Source organism: Polaromonas sp. 39-63-25 (assembly GCF_002278925.1).
Taxonomy (GTDB): Bacteria; Pseudomonadota; Gammaproteobacteria; order Burkholderiales; family Burkholderiaceae_C; genus Polaromonas.
The window spans coordinates 1-23981 of sequence record NZ_NCJH01000022.1; the positions used below are offsets into that span (position 1 = coordinate 1).

Annotated in this window: 24 protein-coding genes; 10 read left to right on the top strand and 14 right to left on the bottom strand. The window is 58.7% G+C overall.

The window, feature by feature from the left end:
• Positions 1 to 296: 296 nt before the first annotated feature.
• The 4 genes from istA to B7X65_RS19805 all read left to right on the top strand — a co-directional run bounded on the left by istA (position 297) and on the right by B7X65_RS19805 (position 7837).
• Entirely contained in the window at positions 297 to 1970 is a 1674-nt protein-coding gene (gene istA / locus B7X65_RS19790) for an IS21 family transposase (protein ID WP_308810301.1), read from the top strand.
• On the top strand, positions 1967 to 2731 hold the full coding sequence (gene istB, locus B7X65_RS19795; protein WP_060983853.1) for an IS21-like element helper ATPase IstB: 765 nt from the start codon (positions 1967 to 1969) through the stop codon (positions 2729 to 2731). The genes istA and istB overlap by 4 nt, the downstream gene beginning before the upstream one ends.
• Before the next feature lie 1179 nt (positions 2732 to 3910).
• The gene (locus B7X65_RS19800; protein ID WP_293596008.1) at positions 3911 to 6862 is read left to right on the top strand and encodes a Tn3 family transposase; all 2952 of its coding nucleotides are present in this window, start codon (positions 3911 to 3913) and stop codon (positions 6860 to 6862) included.
• A gap of 453 nt (positions 6863 to 7315) precedes the next feature.
• Positions 7316 to 7837 (top strand): hypothetical protein, encoded by a 522-nt coding sequence (locus tag B7X65_RS19805; protein ID WP_293596009.1) that lies wholly within the window; start codon positions 7316 to 7318, stop codon positions 7835 to 7837.
• A gap of 155 nt (positions 7838 to 7992) precedes the next feature.
• Here B7X65_RS19805 and B7X65_RS19810 read toward each other — a convergent pair whose 3' ends face one another.
• The 3 genes from B7X65_RS19810 to B7X65_RS19820 all read right to left on the bottom strand — a co-directional run bounded on the left by B7X65_RS19810 (position 7993) and on the right by B7X65_RS19820 (position 11379).
• Positions 7993 to 8982, bottom strand: coding sequence for a site-specific integrase (locus B7X65_RS19810; protein ID WP_293596010.1), 990 nt, complete (start codon positions 8980 to 8982; stop codon positions 7993 to 7995).
• A 274-nt stretch (positions 8983 to 9256) separates the two neighbouring features.
• On the bottom strand, positions 9257 to 10702 hold the full coding sequence (locus tag B7X65_RS19815; RefSeq protein WP_293596011.1) for a heavy metal sensor histidine kinase: 1446 nt from the start codon (positions 10700 to 10702) through the stop codon (positions 9257 to 9259).
• Entirely contained in the window at positions 10699 to 11379 is a 681-nt protein-coding gene (locus tag B7X65_RS19820; protein WP_293596012.1) for a heavy metal response regulator transcription factor, read from the bottom strand. Before B7X65_RS19820 ends, B7X65_RS19815 begins: the two co-directional genes overlap by 4 nt.
• A gap of 156 nt (positions 11380 to 11535) precedes the next feature.
• Between B7X65_RS19820 and B7X65_RS19825 the strand changes: the two genes are divergently transcribed.
• On the top strand, positions 11536 to 11910 hold the full coding sequence (locus B7X65_RS19825; RefSeq protein ID WP_293596013.1) for a DUF4148 domain-containing protein: 375 nt from the start codon (positions 11536 to 11538) through the stop codon (positions 11908 to 11910).
• Positions 11911 to 11980: 70 nt separating this feature from the next.
• The gene (locus B7X65_RS19830) at positions 11981 to 12337 is read left to right on the top strand and encodes a copper-binding protein (protein WP_293596014.1); all 357 of its coding nucleotides are present in this window, start codon (positions 11981 to 11983) and stop codon (positions 12335 to 12337) included.
• A 73-nt stretch (positions 12338 to 12410) separates the two neighbouring features.
• Here the strand turns inward: B7X65_RS19830 and B7X65_RS19835 are convergent, their stop codons facing one another.
• The 11 genes from B7X65_RS19835 to merR all read right to left on the bottom strand — a co-directional run bounded on the left by B7X65_RS19835 (position 12411) and on the right by merR (position 22519).
• Positions 12411 to 14795, bottom strand: a complete 2385-nt coding sequence (locus B7X65_RS19835; protein WP_293596015.1) for a heavy metal translocating P-type ATPase — start codon at positions 14793 to 14795, stop codon at positions 12411 to 12413.
• Between the two features lie 334 nt (positions 14796 to 15129).
• Complete coding sequence (locus tag B7X65_RS19840) at positions 15130 to 15483, bottom strand: copper-binding protein (RefSeq protein ID WP_293596016.1); 354 nt, start codon at positions 15481 to 15483, stop codon at positions 15130 to 15132.
• An 89-nt stretch (positions 15484 to 15572) separates the two neighbouring features.
• On the bottom strand, positions 15573 to 16085 hold the full coding sequence (locus B7X65_RS19845; RefSeq protein ID WP_293596017.1) for a cupredoxin family protein: 513 nt from the start codon (positions 16083 to 16085) through the stop codon (positions 15573 to 15575).
• A 34-nt stretch (positions 16086 to 16119) separates the two neighbouring features.
• Positions 16120 to 17535, bottom strand: a complete 1416-nt coding sequence (locus B7X65_RS19850; protein WP_293596018.1) for a copper oxidase — start codon at positions 17533 to 17535, stop codon at positions 16120 to 16122.
• A 30-nt stretch (positions 17536 to 17565) separates the two neighbouring features.
• Positions 17566 to 18999 (bottom strand): TolC family protein, encoded by a 1434-nt coding sequence (locus B7X65_RS19855; protein WP_293596019.1) that lies wholly within the window; start codon positions 18997 to 18999, stop codon positions 17566 to 17568.
• Positions 18996 to 19313, bottom strand: a complete 318-nt coding sequence (locus B7X65_RS19860; RefSeq protein WP_293596020.1) for a hypothetical protein — start codon at positions 19311 to 19313, stop codon at positions 18996 to 18998. The genes B7X65_RS19855 and B7X65_RS19860 overlap by 4 nt, the downstream gene beginning before the upstream one ends.
• A 123-nt stretch (positions 19314 to 19436) precedes the next feature.
• Entirely contained in the window at positions 19437 to 19844 is a 408-nt protein-coding gene (locus B7X65_RS19865; RefSeq protein ID WP_293596021.1) for a hypothetical protein, read from the bottom strand.
• Positions 19845 to 19905: 61 nt separating this feature from the next.
• Positions 19906 to 20298, bottom strand: coding sequence for a YkvA family protein (locus B7X65_RS19870; protein WP_293596022.1), 393 nt, complete (start codon positions 20296 to 20298; stop codon positions 19906 to 19908).
• Between the two features lie 32 nt (positions 20299 to 20330).
• Positions 20331 to 21383 (bottom strand): DMT family transporter, encoded by a 1053-nt coding sequence (locus tag B7X65_RS19875; RefSeq protein ID WP_293596023.1) that lies wholly within the window; start codon positions 21381 to 21383, stop codon positions 20331 to 20333.
• A gap of 34 nt (positions 21384 to 21417) precedes the next feature.
• A complete protein-coding gene (locus B7X65_RS19880) occupies positions 21418 to 22032 on the bottom strand; it encodes a class I SAM-dependent methyltransferase (RefSeq protein WP_293596024.1) in 615 nt (204 codons plus the stop codon).
• A 76-nt stretch (positions 22033 to 22108) separates the two neighbouring features.
• On the bottom strand, positions 22109 to 22519 hold the full coding sequence (gene merR / locus B7X65_RS19885) for an Hg(II)-responsive transcriptional regulator (RefSeq protein WP_293596025.1): 411 nt from the start codon (positions 22517 to 22519) through the stop codon (positions 22109 to 22111).
• 41 nt (positions 22520 to 22560) lie between these two features.
• Between merR and merT the strand changes: the two genes are divergently transcribed.
• Genes merT through B7X65_RS19905 form a run of 4 tightly spaced genes read left to right on the top strand, consistent with a single transcriptional unit; the run spans position 22561 to position 23908 of the window.
• Entirely contained in the window at positions 22561 to 22941 is a 381-nt protein-coding gene (gene merT, locus B7X65_RS19890; RefSeq protein WP_293596026.1) for a mercuric ion transporter MerT, read from the top strand.
• Between the two features lie 13 nt (positions 22942 to 22954).
• Positions 22955 to 23245, top strand: coding sequence for a mercury resistance system periplasmic binding protein MerP (merP, locus tag B7X65_RS19895; protein ID WP_293596027.1), 291 nt, complete (start codon positions 22955 to 22957; stop codon positions 23243 to 23245).
• Entirely contained in the window at positions 23242 to 23463 is a 222-nt protein-coding gene (locus tag B7X65_RS19900) for a GDCCVxC domain-containing (seleno)protein (protein ID WP_293596028.1), read from the top strand. The genes merP and B7X65_RS19900 overlap by 4 nt, the downstream gene beginning before the upstream one ends.
• A 46-nt stretch (positions 23464 to 23509) precedes the next feature.
• Positions 23510 to 23908, top strand: a complete 399-nt coding sequence (locus B7X65_RS19905; RefSeq protein ID WP_293596029.1) for a hypothetical protein — start codon at positions 23510 to 23512, stop codon at positions 23906 to 23908.
• The last annotated feature ends 73 nt before the right edge of the window (positions 23909 to 23981 follow it).

Below are 23981 nucleotides of genomic sequence, written 5' to 3' on the forward strand. Positions count from 1 at the left end.
AGGCTTACTACGGTTTGCTAATCGACGCGCATTTCGTTTGGGGCCTGGAACATGACTAATAAAACGATTTCACAAAGGTCATGTAGATTGCTCTTGGCAGTGGCCTTGCTCATCCTCGCCGGTTGTCAGACCATCTACGAAAGTAAGTATGAATGGGACGCGGGTTGGCGCCCTGGCACGGTGCTCCCCGATGGCCACCCAAATTCCCCCGCCTATGGCCACCTCAAACTCCCCCACCTGAACTGATCGGGGATAGGGGTTAAACGCCGGCGCCGTCGGCACCTGTTGGCAGGACATTGATCCGGTCTTCCTCGAGGGAAGGCCAAGGAGTGAATGTCTTGAAGTCCAACCAACGCGCCACCATAGAGACACTGCTGGAGCGCAATACATCGCAACGCGAGATCGCCCGCATCACGGGCATCGACCGCAAGACGGTCAGGAGCTATCACCAACGCTGGCTGGAGCAACTGCAGTCAAATTCCCCCGGGGTGGCCACCGGCTCGGCCCAGCAAATTCCCCCACCCTGGCCACCGGCTGCTGTGCCGGTGGCCACCTCCCTGTGCGAACCCTGGCGCGAGTTCATCGAAGCCCAGTTGCGTCTGAAGCGCAACGCCATGGCCATCTTCCAGGACCTGGTCGACCAGCACGGATTTACTGGTCAGTACAACTCGGTCAAACGCTTCTGTGCAAAGCTGCGCCACAAGGAGCCCGAGCAGTTCGACCGCCTGTCCTTTCTGCCTGGGGAGGAGATGCAGGTGGACTACGGCGAGGGCGCGCCCACCCGCGTGCCGGGCAGCGAGCGGTACCGCAAGCCCCGCCTGTTCGTGGCCACGCTGCGCTACTCGCGCGCCAGTTTCCGCTGCGTGGTCTGGAAGTCCAGCCAGCAAATCTGGGCCGAGTTGCACGAGCAGGCTCTGCGGTACTTCGGTGGCTGCCCGCAGTACGTGGTTCTGGACAATCTGAAGGAAGGCGTCTTCAAGCCCGACCTGTACGAGCCCGAACTCAACAAAGTCTACGCCGCCACCCTGGCGCACTATGGCGTGGTGGCCGACCCGGCGCGGGTGCGAGACCCCAACCGCAAGGGCACGGTGGAGCATGCCATTGGCCACACCCAGGCCACGGCCTTGAAGGGCCGGCGCTTTGAGTCCATCGAGGCCCAGAACGAGTTCCTGGCGCACTGGGAGAAGAGCTGGGCAGCCAAGCGCATCCACGGCACCGAGCGGCGCCAGGTGCAGGCCATGTTCGAGGAGGAGCGCAGCCACCTCAAACCTCTGCCGCTCCTGGGCATGCAGTATTTCGAGGAGGCGGTGCGCACCGTCTGCGACGACAGCTGCGTGCGGGTGGATCACAGCAGCTACGCCGCTCGCCCGGCGAACATCGGCTCCAAGGTGCTGGTGCGCATCTATGCCCAGCGCATCGAGATCCGCGATCTGCAAACCGGCGCCTTGCTGCGCACCCACGCCAAGGCCGAGCGGCCCGGCACGGTGGTGCTGCCCATGGAGGAGCGGGTATTCAATCCTTCGCGCGAGACCCGTCTGATCCTGCGTCAGGCTGGCGAGATCGGTGAGCACGCCAAACGGCTGTGTGAGCTGCTCTTTGCCATCGAGGGTCGGGTGGGCCAGCGCAAGCTCTGGGGCATCGTCAGCCTGGCCAGGCGATACCCAGCGCACTGCGTCGACACCGCCTGCGCACAGGCCCTGGAGCAGGGGATTTACAGCTACAAGCGCGTGCTGGCTTTGACCGAGGCCATCTTTGCCCAGGCGCTCAACGCCATCGAGACCCAGTCCAGCGGTGCGCCCGCCGGCGGCGGGCGCACGCTGACCCAGCAGCACGAGCTCATCCGCGACGCCGATGAGTACGCCGATCTGTTCGCGCACGCTGCGGCCGTCACAGCCACGAGCACGCTCGAGTCCGCCACGGCGAACACCACCACCAACAACACCAACAACGCACCTGGAATTCAGCCATGAACATGATCGAGATCGAACGCGCGCTGCGCGAGCTGCGTCTGTCCGGCATTGCCGAGACCCTGTCCACCCGCGTGATGCAGGCCCAGGCCGCGCAGGAGCCCTTCCTGGAGACCTTTGGGGCCATGCTGCAAGACGAACTGGACCGCCGGCGCTCGCGTCTGACCGAGCGCCGCTTCAAGCGCTCGGGCCTGGATGAGCGGCCCTCGCTGGCTGACTTCGACTGGCGTTTCAACCCGAAGCTGCCGCGCAGCGCCTGCTTCGAGTTGCATACCCTGAAGTTCATCGGCGAGGGCGCCAATGCGCTGATCATCGGCAAGCCCGGTACCGGCAAGAGCCATGTGGCCAAGGCCGTGGCCTACCAGGCCACGCTGCAGGGATACGACGCGCGTTACCTGGAAGCCGACACCGAGTTTGCTCGCTACGCGTTGGCCAGCGACTCAGAGCGCACCGAGCTGCTCAAGGACTGGGTCTCACCGGACCTGATCATCCTCGATGACCTGTTCCTGGCCAGACGCATCAGCGAGCACGCAGCCGAGGTGCTGCAGGCCATCGTGCACCAGCGCTACAAGCTGCGCCGCTCCATCGTCATCACATCCAACCGCGTGGTGCAGGACTGGGGCAAATATCTGGGCGACGCCACCATGGCCACCACCATCCTGGACCGCCTCATGCACCGCTGCGCAATGCTGGAGTTCGAGGGCAAGAGCTACCGCCTCAAGGAGGCTGCCGCACGCATCGCCATCACACCCGAGTCGTCATAATCTGGTCGTCCTGCCTGGGGGAATTTGGGGTGGCCAAGGGTGGGGGAATTTGACCTGGCCATCGGGGGTGCTCTCTGTTGGTTCCGCTGATCACGTCCTCCAAACGCCATTTCGCGATTGCCGCCCCGCTTTAAGCCCCGAGGAAAGAACTGCGCTCAAATTTGCAAAAAGCGGTTGTGCCCATTTCACCTGGATCAACCTGGACTGCCGGAAGTTTGGTTTACATCAACGTCACCAACTGCAGGACAGTATTAGAGCCGCGCCAAGCTCAAAGCAAGCAACAAGGCGAGTTCTTAGCAGAGAGGGCTGGCCGCGTCATTGTTGTGACCGACATTCAGCGATGAAGTCAATGCCAAAGAATGTGACGGGTGGGAGCGCTGGCGAATCCAATGGGATGTTCTGATGCCACACGGATTAAGGAATTTGCCGAATGCATCTCACGAAGGGCTGACGATCGCACTGGTAGCTGGCGCAGTGTCCGCGCTGGTGATGCTCGTAATACTCGTTTATCTGCTCTGGCGTGATCGAAAAAAACTGAAAACTCCAACGGCAGTGCGTGGGCGCCCGCGTCGAGGACGAAAGAAGAAGCCGCCATAGAGTCGCAACAATTTCAGATTGCGTCAAATTGGCATTGCCTCCGCGAGTCATGAAAGCGGCTGTCCTAAAAGTACACAAACCTACCAACACTCCACTCTACCTAGAGAATTCTTCTGTTGCGGGTCAGACTATGTAAGTCCAGGCGTGTCCGCATACCTCAAAGATCACCAAGTCGCGGTTGGGCTTGGCGCCTACGCCGGGTTTTGACCGCGTCTTTCCTTCGTGTTAATCCTATGCCTTCTAAGCAAATTCTAAATTCAATCCCGCGAGGAATGACCTGCCGAGGAGTACACAGAGCGATCATCGAATACCTTCTCAAACCCGGAAAAGACTTATCCACCAGCGCTATGCTAGATATTCCTTGCGGGAAGGGTGAACTGATCTCGTCCTTGCGCCGATTTTTTCCTGGCGCTGACTTGCGGGGGTGCGATTTGAAAAAACCTGATTCTTGGGGTGATCTAAGTTTTCTTGCAGACCGTCGCGGTTTAAATAAAGGGTAAACCCGCATTCTGTGCACATAGACCTTCGCAGGCCTGCAGCTCTCGGTATAGTGCCCTGACCAAACTGCTCTGGGGGACTTCTGTGACCGCCTTTCGCCAGCGTTTTGTCGGTGCGACCGAGCTTCCGAAGTCCTTGTCGGACTTTGACGTCGAGCAATCCTTTCGGCTCACCTCCGAAGAAATCGACGCCATCCGAAAGAAATTCAACACGGCTGGCCGACTCGGGGCCGCTCTTCAACTCGTCCTGATACGGACTACCGGCAGACCGCTCAGCCGAGTAACGTCCATCCCCAGATCCCTGCTCCGCTATCTCTCAACGGCCCTTGGCTTAGGCGAGGTTTCGATTGCAACGCTCAAATCTCTGTACGAACGTCGCGCAACCTTGTTTGCGCACCAGCAATGGGCGAGTGAGACCAGTGGATTCTCAGCGCCTGACGAGGCTGTGTTTGCCAAGATTCGAGTGGCGCTTGCCGAACTGGTTGGTACTGCAGCATCTCCTGATGAGCTTGTAAAGACAGCAGAGATTTGGCTTTTTGACCACACCTATTCACTGCCAGGTGACCGGACTCTTCGCGACATCGCACGCGAAACCTTCAAAAGCGTGGATGACGCTGCTGCTGCAATTGTTGTTGCCCAGATTCCGGCACCGGTGATGCGACGGGTCCTGGAGGCGGTTCACGCCAAGCGGCGTGGGCGCGTCGGCGGTACCGTGTTGGAATGGCTCAAAGTGTCGACGGGACGCCACAGTCCCTCCAACATCAACGAGGTCATGGAGAAGATCGCTTTTCTCAAGTCCTTTGGTGTGCACGAGTGGGACCTGCAGGAGATATCCAGCGTGCGACTTCGGGCGTATGGCCAGTCGCTGGTAAACCGGCCACCCTCTCAGTCCCGGCTATTGAAGATCGAAACACAGCAACTGGAAGTCGCATGCTTCTTGCGAATGATGCTCCAGGAGTTCACCGACGTAGCGCTCTTCATGGCGGGCAGGCGCGTGTGTGATCTGGTCAGACATGCCTCGGCCACAGTGCTTAAAAAGCAGGCCCGTGGTGCTGCGCACTACCGCACGCGCCAGGAGGAAATGCGCACGATCCTCTACACCTCCGACCAAACCGATAAAGAAATAGTCGCAGCCTTGAAAGCCCTGCTTCCCCAAGACGAGGACACCAGGCAGTACAGCCATGCCGCACTGGTGCGCCAGTCTTTGACTGATGACAGCAATCGGGTCAATGCCTTGCTTACGGGAATGATGGGCCTGGATATCAACGGCAAAGACCATTTGCCTGCGATGCGCCAGATGGAGGCACTTCGTCGGTTCCACGAACAAGGGGTCAAGGAGCTGCCCAAGGATTTCGACATCACGATGGTGGAGCCGGTCTGGCAGGAGTTGCTGATGACTCCAGACAGGTCCAAGGCCATGGCTGCTCTGAAAGCATGTGCCCTGACGTCGATTCGCAAGGGCTTGAGAGGCGGACGACTATGGATCAACTACAGCCAGGAGCATCGCAACCGGGAGGAGTTGTTTATCCCTCTGGACCAGTGGCGAAAAGAGCGCAGCATCATCACCAGCGCGATGAGCCTTCCCACGGATCCGAAGCGCTTCCTTGAACGTCTAAAAATGCATCTCAAGGTTGGCCTGCAAGCGCTCTCCGAAGCTGTACAGGCGGGAACTGTCGAAATCGATGACAAAGGCCTCATCCACATCCCGGCTCTGGCTCCCATGGATGTGGACGAAGCGGTGCGTCGCACTCGGGATGCAATGTTCAACGTGATCGGACAGTCCCAGTTCAGCGACGTCATCGTGGAGGTGGATGCGCACTGCTGCTTCAGCGAGGTACTCCTGGGTCGCCGTGCGAAGTCAGAGCCGGAACTGCTCGGCTGCTACGGTGCCTTGCTCGCCCATGGAACTGAGAACGATGCAAAAGGCGTCGCGGCGATGATCCCTGGCATCGAGGTCGCCCATGTCACCACGGCGATGCGGGCCCTGGAGGCGCATGGGCGTCTGAAAGGCGCCAATGAGCGCGTACTGACGCTTCAGAAACGTTTTCCTATCGCAACCCTGTGGGACAAGGGGGACAAAGCATCGTCGGACATGATGTCGCTGGATGCCTCCAGACACATCTTCAATGCCCGGGTCGATCCACGGCGGCGCACCCACGCTGTGGGCATCTACACGCACGTATTGGGCTCCTATGGCGTCTTCCACGATGAAGCCATCGTGCTGAACGAGCGCCAGCACTCGATTGCCGTGCATGGGGTCGAGACATACAACGCCAGTAGGGCTGAAGACGAAATCAAACTTTCGCTGCTGGCGGTTGATACCCATGGCTACACGAACGTCGCGATGAGCGTTGCCAAGCTGCTTGGATTTGATCTGTGCCCGCGATTGCGAAACCTCTCTGAGCAACGGCTTTTCTTGCCGCGTGGCTTTGAAGTTCCCGATGCACTGGATCTGGCATCCGTCTGCAACATTTCTGAGTCCGCTATCGTCAAAGGGTGGGATGAGGTTCTGCGGCTCGTCGCTTCCATCCGCCAGGGGCGGGTGTCAGCCAAGTTCGCTCTGGAAAAGCTGGGCAGCGCGGCGCAGGGCGACCTCATGCACAAGGCGGCCGACCAGCTGGGCCGACTGCTGCGCACGCTCTACCTGTGTGACTACTTCAGCAACACCGAGTTTCGACGGGAGATCCACACGCTGCTCAACCGGGGCGAGTCAGTGCACCAACTCCAGCGGGCTGTATTCCACGGGCGCGTCATGCCCGAGCGGGGACGTCGCCGAGATGAGATCCGAGCCATCTCAGGGTCTCATGTTCTGCTGACGAACATAGTGATTGCCTGGAACACACTGCACATGCAATCCGTCGTTGATCGATGGAACAAGGAAAAGTACCCCATCGAAGAGTCGTGGATCCGCCGCATGGGGCCTGTCCACTTCGGCAACATCAACTTCAGGGGCATGCTCGACTTCGAAATCAAGGGCTATGCAGATGCCCTGCTGCAAACAGCCCAACCGATGCGCAAACAGCAACAAGGCGCTTGAAGAGGTGATCTACCCAGAATTCAGGCGGAATTTGGATTGGTGTAAATCGTCGCGGTTTGGATTTTTGAATCTATATAAATCAATGACTTACGCTTATGCCATATTTTGTGGACGGTTTGGAATGATGTAAATCGTCGCGGTTTGGATTTTCGCCACCGCAGGAATTGGCAATGCAATGATGCATCTTCGTCATCAGTGTGAGCATGTTTTCGTAGAGCCGCCGTCGTCAAAAAACCGGTTGTGCGCAGTAGGTAGTGCTGAAAAAGCACCGTCAATAAGGGGGGATCGTATTTTCGGTGCGGATTGATACGGTTACTGCGGAAATCCGTCGAAAAATCAACAACTTGCAGAAAGGAATCTATTGGATAACTCGATCTCTCGAAAGTCCTTGATACCAAAGAACTTTTCTGGTCAAGGCGCACCTTTTTGCACCGAAAGTACGATCACCCCTATATGGAAAACGACATCCGCCTGCGGTATGGCAGAGCAAGAACTGGCATTCATGAGGGCACAGCCATCACGGTACTGCATATCGGCGAAGAGCAAACCGCTGTTGCCACTGGAAACTCCTCCGAACCGAATGTGGTGCTGTTGCTTGCCATCGGGTCAAAAAAAACCGCCGCAGATTTCTTCAAACACACGCCGCCCACGCCTGGCGAACTGGAACACGCCATCATGGTGGTTGAGGATGAGGTGACCCGCTTGCGTCAGATAACGGCCACCGCGTCAAGGCTTGTTACCTCAGACGCAGCAATCCGGGCGATCGCGCTTGTCGCGGGGGGTCCCGGGCAGCCAGAGCTGATTCTTACTCTTGACGCTGTGGAACGGACCTTTGACCTGCTGGCGGCTCTCGCGCTCGGAAGGCCCGCGTCCAGCGCGGGAATTCCAGCCAATGCCGCATTCGCTGCAACACTTTTAATACTTCGCGAGTTCATGCATCACCTGCAGTTTGCGTCGGTCACCGTTACAAGCTGACTCGCCGCTGGACAGGAAGAAAGCTTGAAGGTCTGCAATTGAGAAGCAGTCCTGAGTGCAGGCTTTGGCTGACAAACGCCATCCACTGCTCGATCAGACGGTGACTGCGGGCCAGCCCACGGGTATTGGCCTCCCGGCTCGGAGGTAGGGGCGGCCTACTTCGCCAGTAAAAGCAACGGTGGTGGCGACTCCTGCCCCGCTGGTGCCTGGTCCAGCAGTCCCTGCTCGAACCGGGCCTGAAGCGTCGCGCCTGAAACATCCAGGTAGCGCATGGCCGATTTGACATCCTTCCAGCCGACGTATTCCATCAGTTCCTTGATGTCCCAGCCGCTGGCGCGGGCCCAGCCGGCAAAGCCGCGGCGCATGGAGTGGCTGCTGTATTCCTCGGGCGACTCGACGCCGGCTTCGGCGAACAGGCTGCGCAGCAAGGGGATCAGGCTGTTGGCGTGCAGGCTTTCGTCTGCGACATGGCCCCAGCGATCGATTTTTCGGAACACCGGGCCCTCGCTCAAACTAGCCAGGTCGACCCAGGCATTGAAGGCCGTCACGGGACACAGACGAGACAGAGCCGGGCATTTGAAGACCCGGCCCTGCAACTGCCTGTCGCCTTTGCTGCGGCCCAGATAGCAGGCCATGCCTTGGCCGGGGGTGACCTCGGTGTTCTCAACGCGCAGGTTGACCAGTTCGTCGGAGCGGAAGCCGCGCCAAAACCCCAGGAGCATCAGGCTGCGGTCGCGCGTGTGGCGCAGCAAGGCCGGCTGGTCGCCGGAGCGCCGGGCATTGCTGATGGCGGCATCGAGCCATTGATCGACCTGCTGAAGGACCGCCACCTCCAGCGGTCGTGCGCGCTTTTCTGGCACGGCGTGAACGGAGCGAATACCTTTTAGGACCTGGCGCACCAAGGCTGCCTTGGTGGGATCGGGAAAGCCTTGGTCGGTATGCCAGCGAGACAGCGCCGCCAGCCGCTGGCGCAAGGTGTTGATGGTCAGGGTCGCCGCGTGGTCGGCCAGGTAGCGGGAAATGGCGTCAGCCGTCGACGGCAGCAGGCCTTTCCATTCGATTTCAAAATGACGGATGGCAGAAGCGTAGCTTCGGCGCGTGTTGTCGCGCTCGGCAGCCTCAAGATACTGGGCAAGACGGCTCATTTCAAGGTCGTAAGGGACGATTTTTGACTAATTGCCGTTTCTCAACACAGGGATGATTGATAGCGGTACACGGGCGTTGAGGTTGGACGAAATCCCATCAATTCTGACAGACATACCCCACCCCGGCGGATAACGGCGCGAGCCGATCAAGACGATGCGTTTTGGCCTGATTTCACCAACAGGGAGAACGAGTTATTACCCGCAGATCGTACGCAAACGCTACACGCCAAAAGGCTGTCGTAAGTCCTAGTGCCACTTGAGAGGCACACAGCGGCTATAAATGCCTTGACTCGGTCTGTTGGGCCACGCCCGCGGTCGGGAAAATGAGCGTAAACGTCGTTTCTTTACCTTGCAGGCTGCGAACCGTCACCTGCCCGCCATGGACCGACATGATGGAGCGCACAATCGCCAAGCCTAGCCCGGTGCCACCGTCCAGGCGCGCGCGACCGGAATCAATACGGTAAAAACGATCGAAAATGCGATCGAGGTGAGCTGAAGCAATGCCATCACCTTGGTTGCTCACCTCCAATGTGGCGTTTTCACCGTTCACCGCAATCATCACGGATACCGTCGAATTTGAATAGGCATGACGGATTGCGTTCGATACCAGGTTGGTGATTGCGCGTTGCACCAGCAAATGGTCGGCGCTGATAGTCGCCGTCCCCGAAACCTCCAGACGTAGGCCCCGCTCCTCGGCGATCAACGACAAGTAGTCGACCACCCGCTGTGTTTCCAGAGCCAGCTCTATCGGTTCAAACTGAAGCGGGTTTTCCTTGTGATCGGATTGCGCGATAAAAAGCATGTCGGAAATCAAGCGTGCCAGGCGCTCAAGCTCTTCGACGTTCCCCTCCAGCACCTCCTGCAAATCGGCCACACTGCGAGTCTGCGACAGCGCAACCTGCGTGCGCCCCAGCAAGGTGGCGACAGGGGTGCGCATTTCATGCGCCAAATCCCCCGAAAATACCTGCAGTCGCCGGTAGCCATCATCGATACGCTCGAGCATGCCGTTAAACTCCCGGGCAAGTTCGGCCAGTTCTGTGGGCAGCTCCGCCAGAGACACTCTATGACTCAGCGACTGGGTGCCAATCGAAGCGGCCAGCCGGTTAAAGTGCCGCAGCGGTGACAAAGCCGTGCGCGCAATCAGCCAGGCGCCTAGCGCCACGACGAGCAGCAACACGGGCAAACTCACAAGAGTTGCCTTGATGAAGCCTGATAACAGGCGTAAGTCCCGGCGACGGTCTAGCGATAAGTAAAACCGCACCGGCTGTCCGCTGGCCATGGACGTTGTGCCACGAACAGCAATGAATCGTTCACCGCCAGGTGCCGCCCAGGTCGGGCTGGACATCAAACTGTCAGGCGCAGCCGCCAACACCGCGACCGACTGCTGAGCCACGTCAGAAAAGCTCGCCACGGTCTCACCGCTGGCGGGATCGACCAGCGCCAAATGCAAATCATCGTGGCCTATCAGTAGGTCATTAAAACGATGGCGGCTTTGACTAATCGCCTGTGGCGAGGGGATTTCCGACAATACATGCATGAGCAAGTCGCGTTTGCTCTGGAGCTCGGTCAAGGCTCGTGCATCAAGCTGTTGCGACAACGCCCAGAAACCGACGGCAATGGCGCCGCTGACCACCACGAGCCCAAACAATGCGCTGGCGAACGCGATGCGCACCGCCAGCGAGTCCTGAAACCAGGAGGAAAGCAAGCGGTGTCGTGTCATGGGGTCAGCCGGCTTTCCAGCACATAACCCACGCCACGCACCGTGTGAATCAGCTTCTCCTCGAAAGGATCATCGATCTTGGCGCGTAGCCGGCGTATCGCCACTTCAATCACGTTGGTGTCTGAATCGAAATGGATGTCCCACACCAGTGACGCGATCTGGGTTCTGGAAAGCACTTCGCCCGTTTTCTGGGCCAGAAGCGTTAGCAGGGCGAACTCCTTGGCAGACAGGTCTATGCGTTGACCAGCCCGAGTTGCCCGGTGACGGACAGGGTCGATCGCCAGGTCCGCTGCACGCAGCATGGGATCCACAGGTATGGGCTGGCCACGCCGTAACAGGGCTCGAACTCGCGCCAACAACTCCGGGAACTGAAACGGTTTGACCAGGTAGTCGTCGGCGCCCAGGCCAAAACCCCGCACCTTGTCTTCGGTTTGCCCCCGGGCAGTGAGCATCAAGACCGGCACCTGCTTGGCGGTACGCAGCGCCGATAGCACGGCAAACCCGTCAATGCCCGGCAGCATGACATCCAGAATCACCAGTTGGTGATCGCCGTAAACGGCGGCGTGCAGCCCATCCGTGCCGTTATGCGCCATCTCGATGACGTAGCCGCTTTCCGCCAATCCCTGGCGCAGATACTCCGCTGCCTTGGGTTCATCTTCGATCAGCAGAATTTTCACAAATGCTCTCGCTCCTACATAACAAATTTGTAATCTGCGGGACAGCGTCTTGTTGCCCCCATGTTTCTACAGTAGGAACCGTGATGCAAAGGTTGCATCGCAGTTGTCCCAGGTGTTGGGATGACACCGTGCAAACGATGTTAAAGGAGATTGATCATGTTGTTTCGTAAAACCGTATTTGTCCTGGCCTTGGCTGGTGCAGCCCTTCCCGCCGCATTCGCCAATAGCGGCACCACTTGGTCGGGCGCCGATGGTGGTGACCACCTCTATGCGCAGAGTAATTCCGGAAACTCTGCGAACCGTTCGGATGTGAAAAAAGAGTTAGCTGCTTCTCTCAAGAATCCGGTGGCCAATGACCCCAGCACCTGGGTGGGCGCCGACGCCAGCAGCAACACCTTCCCGCAACACAGCTATGCCTTCCAGGGCGGCAAGCTGGTCCACACGGACAACATTGCGCACGACACGCCCAAGCCGAGCCGGGTCATGCCTGCCACCCAGCAGAACCTGTTCACGGAACGGTACGGCTCCTAAGCCCTGAACCAGGCGGGGTCGGGTGACATCCACCCGACCTCTTGCAATCACGACCTCTAAGGAACTTTTCATGAAATCCAGGATCAACGTTGTACTGATAACTGCCATTTTGTCGGTGAGCGGTTCCGGGCTCGTCATGGCTGCGGCCGACACCCAGGGCGGCGCCCCAACCAACGTGGTGGGAGCAGCCACTCCAGCAACCGCCGAACTGACCGTCGGCGAGGTGCGCAAGGTCGACACCGAACAACGCAAGCTGACCATCAAGCATGAAGCGCTCGACAATCTGGGCATGCCGGGTATGACCATGGTGTTCAAGGTGCTGGACGACAAGCTCCTCAAGGACATCAAGCAAGGCGACAAAATCATGTTCCGTGCTGAAAAGCTCGACGGAAGTTTTACGGTCGTGAAACTCGAGCAAGCCAAATAAGGCAATCGACAGCTGGAGCCGCGCCAGGCTGCTGGCTCCAGCCTGTTAGGCGGTCTCGCTTCCTCCCGGTGCATTAATCTGACCTGCGCAATCGCAGCGCATTGGTGATGACTGAAGCCGAGCTGAGGCTCATTGCCAAAGCCGCAATCATGGGCGACAGCAGCCATCCGGTAAAGGGGAACAGCAGGCCGGCCGCCAACGGTACCCCCAGAGAGTTGTAAACAAACGCGAAGCCCAAGTTTTGCTTCATGTTGGCAATGGTCGCTTGGGACAAGGCGCGGGCTGTGGCGATACCGCGTAAATCCCCTTTGACCAGTGTGACCTGTGCGCTGTTCATCGCGACATCCGTGCCGGTTCCCATGGCAATGCCTACATCGGCTTTGGCCAGGGCCGGTGCGTCATTGATGCCGTCGCCGGCCATGGCCACCACCCGTCCTTCGGCCTGGAAACGTTCGACCAGGGCCAGTTTGTCGGCTGGTTTGACTTCACCATAGATTTCGTCGATGCCCAGGCGCTGACCAACGGCCTTGGCCGTGGTGAGGCCGTCGCCCGTAGCCATGACAATACGAATACCAGCGTCGCGCAGTGATTGGAGCGCTGAAGGTGTGTTCGCCTTGACAGGATCGGAAACCGCTAACAGACCCGCGAACTTGCCATCCACGGCCAGTGACATGACACTCGCACCTTCAAGGCGTAAAGCTTCCGCCCTGGCTTGCATGGCACTGCCGATTGTCACGCCCTCCTGAGCCATCAGCGCCGCATTTCCAAGTGCCAAACGCTTACCTTCTACCACGCCTCGAACACCAATGCCGGTACCTGACTCGAAAGCATCGACCTTGGCCAGAACCATGCCGCGTTCTCTGGCGGCACGCACAATGGTCTCGGCCAAGGGGTGTTCGCTGCCTTGGTCCAAACTGGCGGCCAGGCTTAATACCTCGTCGTCGGTGTAACCCGTGGCTGCGGCGACCTGGTTGAACGCGGGCCGTCCCTCCGTCAGGGTGCCGGTTTTGTCGACGATCAGGACATCCACCTTGCGGAAATTCTCAATCGCAGCCGCATCGCGAAACAGGATCCCTTTTGTGGCACCACGCCCCGTGGCCACCATGATGGACATGGGTGTCGCCAGGCCCAGCGCACAGGGGCAGGCGATGATCAACACAGACACGGCATTGATCAGCCCGTAAACCCAGCTGGGTTGTGGCCCCAACCATCCCCAGACAAAGAGGGTTAACAGGGCTACCGCCACAACGGCCATGACAAAGTAGCCTGCGACGTGATCGGCCATGCGTTGCATGGGGGCCCTGGAGCGTTGCGCCTGTGCCACCATCTGGACGATTTGCGCCAGCACCGTCGCCGCGCCCACACGTTCCGCCTGCATCACCAGGGCGCCTGATGTGTTGATGGTGGCGCCGATCAACTTGTCGCCTTCACGCTTGGTCACTGGCAACGATTCACCGGTGAGCATGGACTCATCGACCGAACTACTGCCTTCGGTGACCACACCATCGACGGGCACCTTCTCTCCAGGGCGGACCCGCAGTAGATCGCCTTCGTGGACATGCGTCAGCGGCACGTCCTCTTCGGCGCCGTTAGCCTGTATGCGCCGTGCGGTTTTGGGGGAAAGGCCTAACAAAGACTTGATCGCAGCCGATGTTTGGGAACGCGCCTTAAGTTCCAGCAATTGACCCAGCAAGGTCAGCGAAATAATGACGGCCGCAGCCTCGAAATAGACAGCCACACGCCCCATGGCCACAAACGAGGAGGGAAAAACCTCTGGCGCGACCGTGGCAACGACGCTGTAAATAAATGCCGCAGACGTGCCCAAGCCGATCAAGGTCCACATGTTCGGACTTCGATTGACGACGGACTGCCAGCCTCGCACGAAGAACGGCCAACCCGCCCAGAGAACGATGGGCAGTGATAGCACCAATTCCACCCAGCTTTGTGTCGCCATCGCGAACAACCCGAGCTGATGCCCGAACATGGCCAGCGCGGTAACGACCACCGTCAGCGGCAGCGTCCACCAGAATCGCCGCGAAAAATCCTTGAGTTCCGGGTTTTCATCGTCATCCAGGCTTGGCATGACCGGCTCCAGGCTCATACCGCATTTGGGGCAGTGGCCTGGATGGTCCTGCCGTATCTCCGGATGCATGGGGCATGTGTAAATGGTGCCCGCGGCTACTTCTGGGGTCTCGGGTACGTTCACCGCCATTGGTGCCGGCTGCAGATAACGCTGCGGCTCAGCGATGAACTTTGTCTTGCAGCCAGCGCTGCAAAAGTAATAGGGTTTCCCCGCATGCTCATGTTGATGCGGCGTCTGCTTTGTCACGTTCATGCCGCACACCGGGTCCTTGAGCCCATCTGGCGACGCGGCCTGACCGGCCGGGTTGTGGGCCTGTGAGGGTGCCGCGCCGGCAGGATTCCCGTGGTTATGCGAGTGGTGATCGTGATTTTCCATAGCAGGCACCTTTCAGTAAATGAGCAAGACGTGTCATCTTAAATCATCGTCGTCGCTTCTTGCGATTTCCGTGCGCTGGTTTTTTAGGCCGCCGTTCAGTCTTCTTCGGCTTCCTGCCGCGCCACAGGAAGTACCCAATGATGATCAAAAGCACTATGGCGGCGGCGCCTCCAGCCAGCAGCGCCGTACCCAGGGTCTCATGCGATGCTCGAAGTAAATTACGAAATTCATGAGGCATCAATAGTCCGTCCAGACTCAACGCATCTTCGTGTCAGTATCGGCGCCAGACGATCGAGACCAGGAAGTCCTGATCTCGATCATTGCATGCATGAATTTACTTCGCCGGCTGAAGGTCGGTCACAACCATCGCGCCGTTGATCTTCTCTACTTTGAAGCGGACTTTGTCGCCTGCCTTGACCTTGTCCAGCATGGCGGGGTCTTTGACCTGAAACACCATGGTCATGCCAGGCATGTCCAGATTCTTGATCTCACCGTGCTTGAGTGTGATTTTCTTGTTGTCGAGATCAACCTTGCGCACTTCGGCGTCTGTCATGTCGGTGGCTGGAGCTTCAGCCATTTTTTTTGTATCGGCGCCCATGGCCGCGCCGCTTGGCGCCATGCTGGATTGTGCATAGGCGCTGCTGCCTAGCATGGTCGCAAGAATCAGGAGGGTTTTCAGGGTTTTCATGGTGATTTCTTTCAGGATTGTTAAGCGAAGCGAATAACAGGAAGGCCAGGCAGGCGAGTTGCTGCAGGGCCTACCGAGGAGAAATATGCTTAGTGTTTGTGACCGCTATGGGCATCGGCCTTTGGTGCCGACTTGCCGCCCGCAACGGTGACCACGCCCTTCATGCCTGCGTCATAGTGTCCTGGCTGCAGGCAGGCAAAGTCAATTTTTCCCGCTTTGGTGAACTGCCAGATGATCTCGCCCGTTTTACCAGGCGCGACAGTGACCATATTGGCATCGGCGTGTTCCATCTCCGGGTTCTTTTTCATGACTTCATAGTGTTCCTTGAGATCTTTTTGGGTGCCGAACACCATTTCGTGCTTGATCTTGCCGGAATTTTTAACGACAAAGCGGATGGTTTCGCCTTGCTTCGCAGTGATGTTTGCGCTGTTAAACCGCATCGCGTCGGTCATGTCTACCGTGATGGTCCGCGTGACTTTGGCCGCGACACCGGGCTTGCCGATGGCTTCATCGTCATGCCCTCCGCCATGGGTACCGGATGCCATGGCGGTCATGGCCAGCAGGAGGGATGGAAGTGCGATCAGGAGGTTACGAGTTTTCATGAAATACCTTTCTAGGGTGTGGTTAAAAAATTAATCAATGCTTCATATTGCCCATGGAGGGCTTGCGGATCTGAACTTCGACTTCTTTGGCCGGCATGTTTTGGGCTTTCATCGACTGGCCGCCGCCAGTCGTCGACCTTTCGGCCGCCTGCGGGGTGCCCGTCCATTCGTAGGCCACCGTGCCCGCCGGATGCTTGTACCAACCGGGGTCCTTGTAGTCACCCGGTTTCTGGTCTTTTCGCACTTTGACCATGCTGAACATCCCGCCCATTTCGACCGAGCCGAATGGACCTGCACCGGTCATCATTCGCTCCGTGTTGTCAGGCAGAGGCATGTCCATTTCCGCCATGTCAGCCATGCCGCGTTCGCCCATGACCATGTAGTCCGGCACCAATTTGGTGATCTCACTGGCAACTTTCCGATGATCGACGCCAATCATGGTCGGTACATCGTGGCCCATGGCGTTCATGGTGTGATGGCTCTTGTGGCAGTGGAAAGCCCAATCACCTTCTTCGTCGGCCAGGAACTCAATTTGCCGCATCTGCCCGACTGCCACGTCGGTTGTCACTTCAGGCCAGCGCGTCGATTTGGGTGTTGGCCCGCCGTCCGTCCCGGTCACCAAAAACTCATGCCCATGCAAATGCATCGGATGGTTGGTCATGGTCAGGTTGCCGATACGGATGCGCACCTTGTCGTTTTTGCGAACCACCAGCGGATCAATGCCCGGGAAGACCCGACTGTTCCAGCTCCAGAGGTTGAAGTCGAGCATGGTCATGATTTTTGGCGTGTACAGGCCCGGGTCGATGTCATAGGCATTGAGCAGAAATACAAAGTCGCGGTTCACCTCGTCGATCAGGGGGTGCGCGGCTTTCGGATGCGTGATCCAGAAACCCATCATGCCCATGGCCATCTGTGTCATCTCGTCGGCATGCGGGTGATACATGAACGTGCCGGGACGCCTTGCCACAAATTCATAGACAAAGGTCTTGCCTGCCGGAATCGCAGGTTGGTTCAAGCCCGCGACGCCGTCCATCCCGTTGGGCAAACGCTGACCATGCCAGTGGACACTGGTGTGCTCGGGCAGTTTGTTGGTCACGAAGATGCGGACTCTGTCGCCTTCGACCACTTCGATGGTTGGCCCTGGCGACTGGCCGTTATAACCCCACAGGTGGGCCTTGAAGCCGGGCGACATTTCACGCACCACGGGTTCGGCCACCAGGTGAAACTCCTTGACGCCATTGTTCATGCGCCAAGGCAGCGTCCAGCCGTTGAGGGTGACGACGGGGTTGTACGGCCGGCCGGTATTCGGCACCAGCGGGGCCATGGTGTCGGGTTTGGTCTGAATGACCGGCTCGGGCAGCGCGGCCATGGCGACTTTGCTGACGGCAGCGGCGGCAACCGCAGTGGTCAACGCACCAGCACCAGTCAGAAAATTTCTTCTGTTATTCATATGTAATCCGTTGGGTAAATTGGGCTACGGTCAATGACCAGCGGCGGCGCTGGCACCACCGGCCGCGGGCGCGGCCATCATCATGGAGGTCGGCCTGCCAGTCACGGACGCTGCGAGCGCGGCGTCTGACAGCCAGAACTGCTGGTACGAATTGATGGCCGCGGTGACGCTGGCGATCTGGTCGCGGCTTTCGGCCAGCAGTTCAAACACACCAATCAGCATGCCGTTGTAGCGCAGCCCGTTTTCTTCAGCCATGGCCCTGCGCAGCGGAACGATCTCGTCCCGATAGTGCTTGGCCACGTCGTAAGCCGTCCTGTACGCTGAATAGCTCTCGCGCAGTTGTGATGCTGCGTTTCGGATCGTGCCCTCGTAGCGATTGGCTGCAGCCAGGGATTGCGCGTTCATGGCATCCCGTTGAGCGGTTCCCCAGTCGAAAATTGGCAATCGGATGTCAAGCTCATAGCCTTTGCGTGGCGTTTTAGTTCCGTCGTGGTTGTCAAACACGGTATCGCGCCGTATCCCGAACTCCACATCGACCAGACTGGTCAGCAAATTCAAGCCCTGGGCTCTGCCGGCGGTGTCCAGCTGGCTGCGCGCCATTTGTACATCCAGGCGTTGCTCCGTGGCCTTCGCCGAGACGGCGTCAGCTGCGCGTGGCTCTTTCGGCAAATCCGGAAGACGCTCCGGGAGCTGCAATTGCCCCGCCTGGGCGTCTGTCAGGCCAAGCTGCCGAGTCAGCTCCTCGCGCGCAGCGGTTGCGGCATGGCGGGCAGAGGCCAGCTGTGCCACGCTATCCGCGTAAAACACCTGCTGGCGTGCGCGCTGCAGTTTGGTGAAGTTGCCAACTTGCTGCATCCGTTGAGCCAGTTCTGCGCTGGCCTTGGCGCTGCTGTTGACCTGTTCTGCATATTGCAGCGTCTGCTGCGCAGCGACGGCTCGCACCCAGTCTTGCCGCACTTGGGTGACTTGATCGATCACGCTGGCGCTGAGTTGAACCCTGGCCTGTGCGATCAGTCCGCGGGAAATCCCCTGGCGTTGCGGCAGGGTCAAGACATCAAGCAAACCAAAGGACAGCAGGCGACCGATCTCCAACTCACTGCCGAAACGAATCCGTTCGAACGAAAAGATTGGATTGGCAATGCGTCCCGCCTGGTTGGCCTGCGCCATCACGGACCAGCTTTGGGCCAAAAGAGTCTGGACTGCCGGGCTATTCGCCAAAGCAAGCTGGACCGCCTCGTCCATGCCTAAGGGCTTGGCCAGCAGCTCCTCGCTTAGTTTCTTGCGGGCTTGCAGTTGCTGGTCAGTGCGGCTGAGTTCCAGCTTGCCCTGGGTAAAGGCCCCGGTTGTGTCATTGGTGTCTTTGACCGTTTGATCAATGTTTACAGAGGCACATCCCGCCAGCACCAGAACCGCAGCAGCCACTGCACCAGACTTGAAAATGGTTTTCACGGATGGCGCTTTCATGGCTTGCCGCCTCCGGTTTTCGGTTCGGGCATCTTGCTCATGTCGTGAGCGGGCGCCTTGTCGTCGGGTTGTCTGGACTCTTTTGCATACGTACGCCAGCCACCAATGCGGCCGGTGTTGTCGTTGGCCTCCTTCCAGTTGAGGAGCTTGTCGTCGGTATAGGGCTTGTAACCCTCAAAGGCCGAACGGTAGACGGGGGGCGTGGCTTGGGGCGCCTCCTGGATTGGGGATGCTGGCGCTGACGTTTGTGCGACAGCTATCCCCGACAGGAAAAATATCGGGGCCAGCCAAATGGCGGGTGAGTTTTTAAACATGGATTCCTCGCGTTTTCATGAGACGGCGACAGAAAAGTCATCCCTGGAGGGATACTTTCATGGCGAGTAATGAAAAGAACGCCAGTCGCTGCGGCACGAACGGCCGCAGCAATCGGGCGCACGTCAGACGTGAGGAGGTTTTTCGGGGAGACCCGGCGGTACGGCGTGAATCAGGACGCTAAGCTCGGCCAGATCAGCATGGGGAGAAGATTGAACCTTGACGGTCCGGGGAAAATCAGAAATCGCCAGGACACTGCAGCAAGAAGCACAAACGCCGCACTTATGGAAGGTATTGGGAAGCTGCTTTTGACCATCCGGGGACTGCTTTGCAAGCGGTTCCGTTTTCCCCATGGATGAATGCTCGTGCTGCACCTCGCCTAAGCCATCCATGTGATGGTAGCTCGCCGCTACAGATACCTGCTCACCGTGGTCTGGCCCCATGCCGCAATACAGCATGGAGGCCGCAGCAAAGCCCTGCAGGGGCAAAGCCAGCATCATCAAGCAAAGCAAAAAGTGGCGAAAACGCGACATCGGAGTTCGATTCTATCGATTATTTGAAGTCCCGTGAAGATACGGGAACCCTAAATCGTAACTAGTGGACCTCGATCCACCAAAACCACAACCCCCAGCCAACCGCGATCCAGATGGCCAGGATCATGACAGCGCCCCACAGGCTGCGCGGCCTGGCGCCGGATTGCCTCATCCATTCATCACCTTGCTGCCGGCACCGGTCCAACACGTTCGCCGGCGTAAGCCGGATTGCCAGCCAGATCAAACCAGGCAATAGCAACAGGTCGTCAACATAGCCCAGCACCGGAATGAAATCGGGAATCAGGTCGATGGGGCTGAGCGCATAGGCCACTACAAATACACCGATGGCCTTGGCATACCAGGGCGTTTCCGGGTGCTTGCAGGCAAACCACAGGGTTATCGCGTCCCGCTTTAGCCGTTTGGCCCAATCGAGGAGGAGTTGCAAAACTTTCATGAAGATGTGTCGTGTTGTGCCTGTGCCGCCATTCAATGCGAATGGCGATGGTGGGCATCGGGAAAGTGCGCATGGCTGTGCGCAATAGGACTGTGCCGGTGTGAGTGGGTGTGGCGTGTTCCCTCCACAACCACTTCGTCATGACCGTGATCGTGATGCTCGTCACCGGAGCCGTGTTCATGCTCATGGTTGTGTTCAAGCGGCTCATGGGTATGCGCATGCTGGTGGCTTTCGGTCAGGTGCAGCCAGACACCCCATGCCATCAGCCCGCCCGCAATAAGCAGCGGCGGGGAGATTGGCTCCCCCAGGATGACGATGGCCAGCGCGGCGCCCACAAACGGCGCGATGGAAAAATACGCACCCGTGCGCGCAGTCCCCAGGTGACGCAAGCCAAGGACAAACAGCGCCAGGCTGGCCCCATAACTTGCAAAACCCAGCACGGCGGCCGCCAGCACAACGGGAACACCCGGCCAGGCCGCACCCAGCGTCAACGCAAGCAGCAGGTTGGTCGCGCCGGCGGCCAGGCCCTTGACCATGGCGATGAACGATGCGTCCGACAGCGAAACCTTGCGCGTCAGGTTGTTGTCCACGCCCCAGGCCAGGCATGCGCCGACCACGGCCAAGGCTGGCCACAGCTCGCCAAACCGCGCCTCCCCCGGCCAGGACAACACCACACCGCCCGCCACAATGGCCAGCATGCCCAGGGCAATGCGCCTGTCAAAGTTTTCCCGGAACACAAACCACGCAATCAATGCAGTGAGCACGCCTTCGGCATTGAGCAATAACGAAGCGCCGGAAGCCGGCATGCCGGACAGGCCCACCATCAACAACACAGGGCCGACCACGCCACCGGCCAATACGGCACCGGCCAGCCATTTCCACTCGCCAGGAGGTAATTGAACGGATGGCGCTTTGCGCAGCAGACGCAAAACGAACAGGCCTATGCCCGAGCCGAGGTACAACAAGGCGGCCAACAGCCAGGGACTGGTTTGCGCCAATAACAACTTGGCCAGCGGGGTACCGGCACCGAACAAAGTAGCGGCCACCAAAGTGGCCAGCACACCGGGCTGTGTGAGCGATTTCAAGAGCAGGCCTCCCGGTTGTCCAGGTTGAGGTCCTCTAATGCAGCACGCAATGGCAATACACAAAGTGCTGGACAAGCCCTGAAGGCGTGTAATGGTCCTCCGTCACATGCTCCAGCAGTTCAAACGCGCCGCCAAACTCTGCATGCAGCGCGTCAGGTGCATAACGCACAACGGGCAAGCCGCTGCATTGAAGCGGGCCATTCGGCCCAAAGGCAGCCACGATGACCTGGCCACCGGGGCGTACTGCGTGGCGCACCTGGGCCACATAGGCCGCGCGGTCGACCGCACTGGTGAGGAAGTGAAAAACGGCCCGGTCATGCCAGACGTCAATACTGGATTTTTCCAGGCCGACGGTGGTGATGTCACCTTCGATCCAGCGCACGCGCCTCGCCTGGTCACCCAACCTGTGGCGCGCCACATTGAGCGCTGCGCCGGAGATATCCAGCACACTCACATTCGTCATGCCGTCAGCCAGCAGGTTGTCTACCAGGCTGGCGGCTCCGCCGCCGACATCCACAATACGCGCCGATGTCTCCGGCGCCACGCGGCGAATCAGGTCCAGCGACAAAGTGGCATGAGGCTGGTACCAGCTCATGGTTTCGGACGATTTGGTCTTGTAGATCTTTTCCCAATGCGATTTAGCTTCCATGAAGCGCCTCCCGGTCGCGGTGTAAATATTTCATGATCGTCAGATATCGTGGCAGCACGATGCCGTACTGCGCCGCTCAGTGAGCATCATGGAGTGCCGAAATCAAGGGGCAGGAAATGCTTCCCCTTGCCGCGCGGCAGTTCTCCACCAGAGTGCTCAGAACCGACTCTATGCGGCGCAGATCCCCCAGCTTTTCGCGAACGTCCACCAGTTTGTGTTCGGCCAAGCCTCTGGCTTCTTGACAATGCGTGCCATCCTCCAGCCTCAGCAGCTCCGCAATTTCGTCCAGACTAAAGCCAAGGCGCTGGGCAGATTTCACAAACCTGACACGGCTTACCTCCGCGTCCCCATAACGCCGAATACTGCCGTAGGGGCGCTCCGGTTCAGTCAGCAATCCTTTGCGCTGGTAGAACCGGATGGTCTCGACATTGACGCCCGCGGAAGCGGCAAACTCGCCAATTGTCAGATAGCTCACGACGTCTTTCATGTCCTTGACTCCGTACTTGAGTACGGAAGTAATCTTACGCCATGAAATCCAGCCTTGCTATAAACCAGCACCCCCCCGCACAACAGAGCGGCACCAGCACGCTGGTTGTCGGCGGTCTTGCCGCCTTTCTCGCATCCGCCTGCTGCCTCGGCCCATTGGTGCTGATTCTGCTGGGTTTTAGTGGCGCCTGGATCAGCAATTTGGCTCTCCTGGAGCCTTATCGCCCCTTCTTTATCGGAATTGCTTTACTGGCTTTGTGTCTGGCCGGACGGCGCCTGTATCGAGCCACGAAGGCCTGCACCTCGGGTGAAGTCTGTGCTTTACCGCGAGTTCGCATTCTCTACAAAGTCACTTTTTGGACAGCTGCGGCTTTGGCGCTGGTCGCGCTTGCGTTCCCCTACGTCTTGCCCTTGTTCTACTGAAAAGGAACTACCCATGAAGCGCCGTATCCCGCCGCTATTCGCATTGGCCGCTGCCTTTGTCCTCCCTGCATGGGCTGCGCCCAAGATGGTGACTTTGTCGGTCCCCGGCATGACTTGTGCCGCCTGCCCGATCACAGTGAAGGTGGCGTTGACTAAAATTCCTGGCGTCTCGAAAGCTGATGTCAGTTACGAAAAACGGCAGGCAACCGTCTTTTTCGATGATGCAAAAACAAACTCTGCGGCGCTCACCCGGGTCACCGCAGACGCCGGCTATCCCTCGCATGTGGTCGGGGTGGCACCATGAAACAGGTCATCCTGGATTCGACCCTGACATGCCCGAGTTGTGGCCACAAGAAAACAGAAAGAATGCCTGAAGACGCGTGCCAATGGTTTTACGAGTGCGAGCAATGCCACACGGTGCTGCGTCCGAAACAGGGGGATTGCTGCGTGTTTTGTTCCTACGGAACGATGCCATGTCCCTCCATCCAGGATAAAGGCCTTGGGTCCGGCTGTTGCGCCTGAGAACTTTTTTCAGCGCTTGAGATCACAGATTCATTACACTCAAGCCATGACCCGGAACCGCCGCACCCGCCTGATCACTGTGCTTTTTGCACTGGTCAGCCTGCTGTTTATGCAGCTGGCGGTGGCTGGCTACGCCTGTCCAGGCAGCGGGACAAAGGTCGCCGAAGTCGCTGCCATGGCCGAGGCGGGCATGCCCTGCGCCGAATCCATGGCACTAAACATGGACGACGAGCAGCCTGGTCTGTGCCACGCGCACTGCCAGGCGGGACAGCAGTCTGCCGACAAATATCAATTGCCGTCGCCGGTAGCCATTGATGCATTGCCTGCAGATTTCAGTCTACAAATCGTCATTCCGCCATTTTTGGAAGCGCCGCTGCAGGCGCCCCATTTACAGCGCACCACGGCGCCCCCTGTAGCCATCCGGAACTGCTGCTTCCGCCTCTGACCTCCCAGACCACTTAGCTCCTGCCTGATGCATTTTTCGTGCATCGACAGGTCATTCTTTGTGCTCTGGAGGT

What these genes read in the sequence shown, in the direction of transcription:
- B7X65_RS19825 (WP_293596013.1), top strand. Translation starts at nt 11,536, where the DNA reads ATGTTGTTTCGTAAAACCGTATTTGTCCTGGCCTTGGCTGGTGCAGCC.
- B7X65_RS19900 (WP_293596028.1), top strand. Translation starts at nt 23,242, where the DNA reads ATGAAACAGGTCATCCTGGATTCGACCCTGACATGCCCGAGTTGTGGC.
- merP (WP_293596027.1), top strand. Translation starts at nt 22,955, where the DNA reads ATGAAGCGCCGTATCCCGCCGCTATTCGCATTGGCCGCTGCCTTTGTC.
- B7X65_RS19905 (WP_293596029.1), top strand. Translation starts at nt 23,510, where the DNA reads ATGACCCGGAACCGCCGCACCCGCCTGATCACTGTGCTTTTTGCACTG.
- B7X65_RS19880 (WP_293596024.1), bottom strand. Translation starts at nt 22,032, where the DNA reads ATGGAAGCTAAATCGCATTGGGAAAAGATCTACAAGACCAAATCGTCC.
- merT (WP_293596026.1), top strand. Translation starts at nt 22,561, where the DNA reads ATGAAATCCAGCCTTGCTATAAACCAGCACCCCCCCGCACAACAGAGC.
- B7X65_RS19835 (WP_293596015.1), bottom strand. Translation starts at nt 14,795, where the DNA reads ATGGAAAATCACGATCACCACTCGCATAACCACGGGAATCCTGCCGGC.
- B7X65_RS19830 (WP_293596014.1), top strand. Translation starts at nt 11,981, where the DNA reads ATGAAATCCAGGATCAACGTTGTACTGATAACTGCCATTTTGTCGGTG.
- B7X65_RS19810 (WP_293596010.1), bottom strand. Translation starts at nt 8,982, where the DNA reads ATGAGCCGTCTTGCCCAGTATCTTGAGGCTGCCGAGCGCGACAACACG.
- B7X65_RS19805 (WP_293596009.1), top strand. Translation starts at nt 7,316, where the DNA reads ATGGAAAACGACATCCGCCTGCGGTATGGCAGAGCAAGAACTGGCATT.
- B7X65_RS19840 (WP_293596016.1), bottom strand. Translation starts at nt 15,483, where the DNA reads ATGAAAACCCTGAAAACCCTCCTGATTCTTGCGACCATGCTAGGCAGC.
- istB (WP_060983853.1), top strand. Translation starts at nt 1,967, where the DNA reads ATGAACATGATCGAGATCGAACGCGCGCTGCGCGAGCTGCGTCTGTCC.
- B7X65_RS19865 (WP_293596021.1), bottom strand. Translation starts at nt 19,844, where the DNA reads ATGTCGCGTTTTCGCCACTTTTTGCTTTGCTTGATGATGCTGGCTTTG.
- B7X65_RS19860 (WP_293596020.1), bottom strand. Translation starts at nt 19,313, where the DNA reads ATGTTTAAAAACTCACCCGCCATTTGGCTGGCCCCGATATTTTTCCTG.
- B7X65_RS19815 (WP_293596011.1), bottom strand. Translation starts at nt 10,702, where the DNA reads ATGACACGACACCGCTTGCTTTCCTCCTGGTTTCAGGACTCGCTGGCG.
- B7X65_RS19845 (WP_293596017.1), bottom strand. Translation starts at nt 16,085, where the DNA reads ATGAAAACTCGTAACCTCCTGATCGCACTTCCATCCCTCCTGCTGGCC.
- B7X65_RS19870 (WP_293596022.1), bottom strand. Translation starts at nt 20,298, where the DNA reads ATGAAAGTTTTGCAACTCCTCCTCGATTGGGCCAAACGGCTAAAGCGG.
- B7X65_RS19850 (WP_293596018.1), bottom strand. Translation starts at nt 17,535, where the DNA reads ATGAATAACAGAAGAAATTTTCTGACTGGTGCTGGTGCGTTGACCACT.
- B7X65_RS19855 (WP_293596019.1), bottom strand. Translation starts at nt 18,999, where the DNA reads ATGAAAGCGCCATCCGTGAAAACCATTTTCAAGTCTGGTGCAGTGGCT.
- merR (WP_293596025.1), bottom strand. Translation starts at nt 22,519, where the DNA reads ATGAAAGACGTCGTGAGCTATCTGACAATTGGCGAGTTTGCCGCTTCC.